The sequence below is a fragment of the Okeania sp. SIO2F4 genome (assembly GCF_010672385.1).
Lineage (GTDB): Bacteria > Cyanobacteriota > Cyanobacteriia > Cyanobacteriales > Microcoleaceae > Trichodesmium.
Map to the genome: position 1 here is coordinate 1 of NZ_JAAHGT010000545.1, position 6,475 is coordinate 6,475.

Below are 6,475 nucleotides of genomic sequence, written 5' to 3' on the forward strand. Positions count from 1 at the left end.
TAATGGATAATTGATAACAGAGAAATACTACAATTCCTAACTCCTTGCTAATTATTTATCAGTGTTTATCCTGAAATGATATAAAGACTGTTAAATTTTATTGTTTTTTAAAAAAAATATCCGGACAAAAATTTTTTTACACAGTAGACACAATTTGCTTCACTAAGACTACAATGGACGTGCTCAGTTTTAAATTTTAAGAGGTATACAATATGGTAATATCTGCAACTCCCAGTAATGCCAGAGTTTTCGTACTTCCTCAGAGACAAGATTATATCCAGCCTCCACTGGCCAAAACAGTTCCATTAGACAAGATTAGAACAAAATTGGACATGACACTATTAGCCCTCAAGGTTTTAATAGGTTTTAATTTTGAGTCCATAATTCAAGTAGCAAGTAAATTAAATATACCCCCCAAAATTGCTGATGAACTTGCTCTAGCAGTAGGAGAAGAGAAGGGAGAAAAACAGGTAGTATCCCAAAATCAACCTCTGAAAGTAGAAGAAGCTCAGAGTTTTATATTAGTTATCTGTCACTTGGCAAAACAAAACCAAGCATTGATTCGTCGTGCAGTGGCGTTAATGGAACAAATGGGCGCTCAAAATAGTAAACTTCAATCAGTTACTTTATTAAGAGAATATCTTTATAACTTTAAAAAAGCGTATCAAGATTATTACTGGAATCGTGAAAATACGACACCAGATAACCCAGAAACACTAGCTTTAAAGCTATTAGTTGATTTGTTATTTTATAGCGCTCCTCAAGGATGCAATCGTCTTTTGTCAAGCCTCAAATATTAATAAAAAAACAATACTATCAACCCATCATTAACAAATCATAATTAATCTAAATTGTGGCAAGGAAAAAAACATAAAATCAATTGATAGAACGAAAAAATGTTCAGAGAATTAAGAAGAATTAGTTAGTGAGAGCAATAGAGGTCATTTCAGTTATTAGTTTGCTACGCACATGAAAAGCCTCCTAGGTCGGATATTCCCTTTTTTCTTACGGAATGCTCCGCAAATATGTCGCATAGCAAAACAGTACCTCCAGTAAAGCTGGATGTTTGAAATCCGAAATTTGCTTTTTTATCCCCTTGTAGAGCGCAGCCAAGGGGAAGCTTAACACCTTATTTATTGGTCAAACTTCTTAATTCTTAGTTCTCTATAATTTAATATTAATTGAATAAAAAAATCCTACAAATGCGGGAGTATATATTATGAAATACGAGCTATTTCTCTTGACAACATCAAAAACTCATTGGTAAAAATAAATGCTATAAATTTCTCTATCCCGACTCCCGAAGTTAGATGGCAACTCCGACCACTCTCTTACTTATACCAATTCACTTTATAAATGTCATAAATAGTTTCAAAATTTCAATGTGAAATAATTTTCTGAAATTACTGAGCGCGTCAAAGTTTTGAGCCTATAAAATCTTGTTTTTGACTTTTAACTTTTGACTTTTGAATTTTGACTTCCGTGAAACGGTATTAACTCCTAGAATTTGTATAACTTGATTGTTTTAGAATGAAGAAAATTCTTACTTAGGTAGTCATAGCTGAAAGCTGTAGATGGTATGATTTTAGATTGATATTTAATTCAAATGTTTTCACGAACTTACACTCCCCCAACTTGTACATTAAAAGTGACAGCTAGAGGTTTAGCATTGTTAAGATGGTTTGGTATACCAAGACAACAACGCTTTAGTCTCAGTTTTGATGACCCAAGGGTATCCGAAGCAGAGCATATTACAGTCAAGGGCGATCGCCGTGAACTGGATACTCTCCACAAAGTTGTTACTACTTATGTGCAAGAATTTCTGAATGAGTCTCCGAATTTACCCTTAGAGATGGAAAATACAGGAGTAGAAAACACTGGTAACATACCATCTTATACAAAAATTCAGGAAGAAACTAGCGCAGAATATACTATCGAAACTGCTGATGCTAAAATTGTAAATCCTTATTCCCAACCCCCGATAAAGAATCAAAATATCTATGTGCAACCACGGGACTTATTAACCCATGATTTATTTTTGGGGTCTTTGGCAAATAAAGAATCAGGAAAACTTATTTCCCTGAGTATGCTACAACTATTTGACTTAGCGATCGCCCTAGATGAATCTCAAAGTGATTTAGAGAAATTACCTCAGTTTCAGTCTGATGGTGAAGTTAAACCTATTCCCGAATGGTTGCGTACTGCCATACTAATTATAATTACTGCTGGTTTGACTGCTGGCGGAATTAAACTCTATAACCGCTATGTAATAAGTCGGCAACAGCAAGATGAAGAAATTGCTACATCAGATCCGACAAGCAATAATAATCAATCAATTCCTCCCCAGACATCTCCAACCCCTATTCCATTACCAACGCCAACAGTACCTGCATCGCCATTACCCACACCACCAACAAATTTACCAACAACAACTATAATCAAACCTTCTCCGATTCCCACACCATCTCCTTTGTTTCCTACACCAAATCCTCCAGCACCACCTGCTCCTAATAATCTACCACCACCTGATTTTTCTCGGACTCCCCAAAACCAGGGAACTACTACTACATTCGCTATTCCCACAGCACCACCACTAACACCCCCGCCAATTCCTCCAGCAGCAATACCTAACTATGGAGTACCATTACAACCTATATCTCCTGTGCAACCGCCTCCAAATCTGCAAATTCAACCTGCTCCAAATCAAGCTCCGTTACCAAATATTAATAGGAGAAGGGTAGAACCTTATTTCGATGTGAGTCGTATTCCGATAAATGTTCCGAGAGCAATTGATTTACCCCCGTTGCAGGATGTAGATCCGGTTGCAGTCCGTGATATCCCAACTACTGTTGAACCTAGTAATGAAAAAAAGAAGTCTAAATCTACATTATTTGATAAAATTCCCCAAGTGGCAGAGGTGAGAGAATACTTTGAAAAAAGTTGGGAACCGCCGTCAGATTTAGATAAGGATTTGCAATATAGTTTGTTATTAAATGGTGATGGTTCTGTGAAAAAGGTAACTCCTATTAGTCGAGCATCGGTTGAGTTTTATGGTAATACAAATATGCCTCTAGAAGAACAAGCTTTTGTATCTAATATTGAGGGTGGAAAGACTGCTAAAATTCGATTGGTTTTGAGTCGAGATGGTGAAGTAAAGACTTTTTTAGAGTCTTTAAATTAGTATTTGTAGTGCGGGGATATTGCGCGCTACAGGTGTACCTAATACCATTTCTCAAAAACTTTTCTACACTTTCTTGAGCAGGGGAGTGGGGGAGAAGTAGGGTTTGCGCTCAAAAGTCTTTTTTAAGGAGATGGGGGGATGGGGAGATGGGGAGATAGGGTAATAGGGAGTAATTTTTTTGCCTAATTATTACCCAAAATGCGATCCTTTTTGAACCAGAGCTATCTAAAAACTTGCACTTTTTCAGTACCTAAAAAAGCCAAAACCTTTATTTATAAAAGTTTTCATATTTAATCACCAAGCCCGAAGTAAACATAAGAATAATTAACACATTAGGTGGCTAATAATTATCAAAAAGTTTCAAAAGCCCTTGTTAATTACTTAATAATTGAACTGTCACCTAAGTATAGCATTCGTATAATACCAATTCCCATGCATTAATGCTATACTTCCGATGAAACTTCAGTTATTAAGTAATAATAGTGCTTCAGTAATGTTTGTAAAGATTATCGGCATTAAATCAAAATATGTTATGTCTTTTAACCCTACTCCCTACTCCCTACTCCCTATTCCCTACTCTGTACGGACGTTGCATGCAACGTCCCTACTCTCAAGGAGATGTAGCAAGAATGCATGAGAAATGGTATAACTGATATGAATATGCTGTAATTATCCTGAACTAATATCACATACGGGAGTTGGAATTAGTTTGAGCTGATGCAGGTTATAGTAGGCAAAAATTTGCTACAGCATTCGCGGAGGGCTTGTAACTGTTGGCTAAAATCTGGTATTATCTATAAAAATCTGGTATTATCTGTTTATGCTACTTGGATTCATGCGCTGAATTACACCCCACAAAGCAGCAAAAAACATTACTGGCTAAACACGCGCTTTGTAGTTTGCTGGCGCATAGCTTCGCTAACGTCACGCTTGGAATTGGGGATTATGGTTAACTAGAAATATCCTTAGTCATAATTCCAATAATCCTGATAGTAAACTTAAATTTCCTACTGCCATCGACCTGCATAAGCTTTTAGTAGCAATGGTTAAACCTAAGAACTTTTGGTACTACGAAGTGTCTAAAACAGCACCTCAATATGCTTTAAGATATTTATCTCTAGCTTGGAAACGTTGTTTTAGTAAAGTGTCTGGTCAACCTAAATTCAAGAAAAAAGGTAGAGATGATAGTTTCACTTTGGACGGTTCAATATCGGTAGGTTTTAATCATATAAAACTGCCTCGAATTGGATGGATTAAAACATTTGAAATCTTGCCCGATCATGTCATTCCTAAATCTGTGACTATTAGCAAAAAAGCAGGTAGATGGTTTGTTAGTTTCTATCTTGAAACTATACCTCAAATTAGTGAAAAATCAATAGATGTAGTTGGTGTAGATTTAGGAGTAAAATCATTAGCTACGTTATCTACTGGTGAAGTTTTTGTTGGTGCTAAGTCTTACCGAAAGTTAGAATCATTACTATCACGACTGCAATACTTAAACAGGCATAAAACTAAGTTCTCGAACAACTGGAAAAAAGCACAGCTAAAAGTAGCTAGACTACACAGTAGGATAGCCAACATCAGAAAAGATACATTGCATAAACGCGCCTACTTCAGCCGGCTAAAAACCACAGCCAGATAGTAATAGAAGACCTTAATGTATCAGGAATGATGGCTAACCATAAGTAGGGGCGATTCGCATAGATGCCCCTACAAAGGCTGTTGCTGACATGGGTTTTTATGAGTTTCGTAGACAGTTAGATTACAAGTGTGAGTTATACGGTTCTGAGTTAATCATCGTTGATAGATGGTTTCCTAGTTCTAAGACTTGCAGTAGGTGTGGAACTGAATCGCGAGTCTCTGTCTTTATCTGAAAGAGTGTTCAATTGCAAACATTGTGATTTCATTTGTGATTGCTCCGCAACTAAGTGCGCGAACGAGACTTGATAAGAGCGTTGAATTTAGCTATGGCGGTCAGTAAGAGCTCCGCTCCGCTAACGCGAACGACCGTGGCAGCTTGTGGACTGGATAACGCCGGCTTTGCCAGGCTGAAGCAAGAATAGAACTGATTATAAGCACGAAAATCATAGATTTATATAGATAATCGTAGGTTTCTAAGAACGGTTGCGTCAGTAGTATCGCCAATCCAATCTCAACAAGAATAGAGATACTCAAGCACAATAGTCAATAATTTAGTTTTCTTCACTTATATTTTTTGTGGCAGGAATTTCAATGATAAATTCACTATATTCTCCTAGTTTGGTTTTCACTTGAATACTGCCATGATGTTGTCCAACAATAATTTCATAAGTGAGAGATAAACCCAAACCTATTCCTTCTCCAGGTGGTTTAGTAGTTAGAAATGGATCGAAAATTTTATCTCTAATTTTTGAGTTTATTCCTATTCCATTGTCATAGATCCGAATTTCTACTTTTTCTCCTAAGTTGCAGGTTTGTACAGATAAAGTGGGAGTAAAATCTTGATTGCTCGATTCCTGTTGTTCTAACTTAGTCTTGAGAGCGCAATAGGAATTATCAAACATATTCATAAAAGCCTGAATTATATCGGAAGATGACACAAAAATTTCACCAATTGACTCATCGTAATTAGTATGAATTTTTATCGGAAAATCCTGTTTTTCCCAGAGACTATGACCAGCAAATTGCAATGATTCCGTTAAAATATTATTCAAATTGCTAAATTGTAACTTACTACTATCAAGTCGTGTGTGTTTTACCATCATTCTAATAATCCTTTCAGCTCTTTTACTATGTTGATAAATTCCATCTGCATTATGTTTTAGCTCATTGAAAATTTCTGTAAAATTCTCAAATTTTTCCGATTCAATTTTATTTGTTTCTAAAGTTAAATCCTCCATAAATTCATCTAGTAACTCTGACGAAAGTTGAGCAAAATTCTGGACAAAATTGAGAGGATTACAAAGTTCATGAGCAATACCTGAAGTTAAAGTACCTAAGTAGGCAAGTTTTTCTTGAGCAATAATCTCCTTTTGGGCTACTTGTAAATCTTGTAATGCTTCTTTAAGCTTTGCTTCTGCTATTATTCTTTGTTTAATTTCTTCTTGAAGTAGTGAATTTTGTTTCTTTAATGTTTTGGTTAATTGTCGCAGTTGTATATGTACTTTTACTCTTGCTAAAACCTCATTTATTTTGATTGGTTTAGTAACGTAATCCACTGCTCCCACTTCAAAACCAGTAATCTTATCTTCTGTATCTGATAAAGCGGTCATGAAAATTACAGGAATATCTCTAGTTTCTGGATTAGCTTTTAAG

At 35.9% G+C, this 6,475-nt stretch carries 6 protein-coding genes; 5 read left to right on the forward strand and 1 reads right to left on the reverse strand.

Annotation, left to right across the window (positions count from 1 at the left end; genetic code table 11):
• The first annotated feature begins 212 nt into the window (after window positions 1-212).
• From F6K22_RS27095 to F6K22_RS27115, 5 genes are all read left to right on the forward strand, one after another.
• Window positions 213-800, forward strand: a complete 588-nt coding sequence (locus tag F6K22_RS27095; protein ID WP_293105229.1) for a DUF3038 domain-containing protein — start codon at window positions 213-215, stop codon at window positions 798-800.
• Between the two features lie 806 nt (window positions 801-1,606).
• On the forward strand, window positions 1,607-3,181 hold the full coding sequence (locus F6K22_RS27100; protein WP_293105232.1) for a DUF4335 domain-containing protein: 1,575 nt from the start codon (window positions 1,607-1,609) through the stop codon (window positions 3,179-3,181).
• A gap of 527 nt (window positions 3,182-3,708) precedes the next feature.
• Window positions 3,709-3,834, forward strand: a complete 126-nt coding sequence (locus F6K22_RS27105) for a hypothetical protein (RefSeq protein ID WP_293105235.1) — start codon at window positions 3,709-3,711, stop codon at window positions 3,832-3,834.
• A 308-nt stretch (window positions 3,835-4,142) separates the two neighbouring features.
• Complete coding sequence (locus F6K22_RS27110; RefSeq protein WP_293105244.1) at window positions 4,143-4,823, forward strand: RNA-guided endonuclease InsQ/TnpB family protein; 681 nt, start codon at window positions 4,143-4,145, stop codon at window positions 4,821-4,823.
• 88 nt (window positions 4,824-4,911) lie between these two features.
• On the forward strand, window positions 4,912-5,055 hold the full coding sequence (locus F6K22_RS27115; protein ID WP_293105238.1) for a zinc ribbon domain-containing protein: 144 nt from the start codon (window positions 4,912-4,914) through the stop codon (window positions 5,053-5,055).
• Between the two features lie 318 nt (window positions 5,056-5,373).
• Here the strand turns inward: F6K22_RS27115 and F6K22_RS27120 are convergent.
• The coding region (locus F6K22_RS27120) for a hybrid sensor histidine kinase/response regulator (RefSeq protein ID WP_293105241.1) at window positions 5,374-6,475 on the reverse strand (1,102 nt) is incomplete at its 5' end.